This window comes from Shigella sp. SIG3, from assembly GCF_053555855.1.
Genome location: NZ_JBQZXE010000261.1, coordinates 1 through 983 on the forward strand (window position 1 = coordinate 1; position 983 = coordinate 983).

The following is a 983-nucleotide window of genomic DNA, read 5'->3' on the forward strand; positions in this document are numbered from 1 at the left end:
TTCTCCAGGGAAAAGAACATCATTGTACATTGTCATGGCCTTTTCGAGAAAAGGCTTAATTTGTTCGAAGATTGGACGGCGGATAACATTACCCATCTTGCTATGCTCTTTCGGTACGGTCCATACGTTGTCCAGCAGGTCAAATTCTGTCTTTGTTGCCAGCCTAAGCTCTGAGAGCCTCGCCCCCCACAGCATAAGCATCTGATGAAGGAGCTTATTTGACGTAGACGCACGGCTTCTTTCAATAGCAAGCCAAATCTTAGCCAGTTCGTGATACGACAGTACCCGATCCCCTACCTCAGCGCGGGAGCCGAAGTCCCTTGGCTGGATGCTCATAATTGCGCAACTATCTATCAACTGACGCCGCATGCACCAACTAATTGCTGATCTTAGTTGACTTAGCACCTGCCTTGCTCGGCGTGGATTATCTTTTTCTTCTTCGGTAAGCAGGTCAACCCATTGCTTAACCGTGATAGAAGATGCCGGACGATTAGGGAAGGCGTCATGCATGCGCTTCATAACCGTTGATCGATAAAGTGCCTGGGCCTTTTCTCTGAGAGTTGTAGAGACGTAGTTGTCGAACCAGTAGTCGAGACACTGGGCGACCGTCATGGAGTTCTCCACCTTCTCTTCAAAATAGGTGCGTGGATCCGTTCCTGAGAAATAGAGCTTTCGCAAGTCAGCAGTGATCTGTCTGGCATCCTTCAAAGACAGGGATGGGTATCGACCAAGCCCAAGTCGATTAGGCTTGCCATGCCAGCGATAGCGGTACTGGAACTGGATGCCCCCCTTCGGTGAAATTCGTACGCTGAGGCCATCGGCATCAGCCACTTCTTGTGGGCCCGAATATGGTTTACCATAAATAGTACGCAGTTTTGTGTCGCTTATAGCCATAAATAATATTTGGTACGCTCAGAAATAATAGTTTGGCACACATCTGGTACACAATATCACATGGACAACAGCGCACAGTAAACAACTAT

The 983-nt window shown here is 48.2% G+C and carries 1 protein-coding gene; it reads right to left on the reverse strand.

Annotation, left to right across the window (positions count from 1 at the left end):
- Positions 1–894: tyrosine-type recombinase/integrase (locus ACUU1I_RS20760; RefSeq protein WP_449144926.1), on the reverse strand; the 894-nt coding region annotated here is incomplete at its 3' end.
- Positions 895–983: the final 89 nt, after the last annotated feature.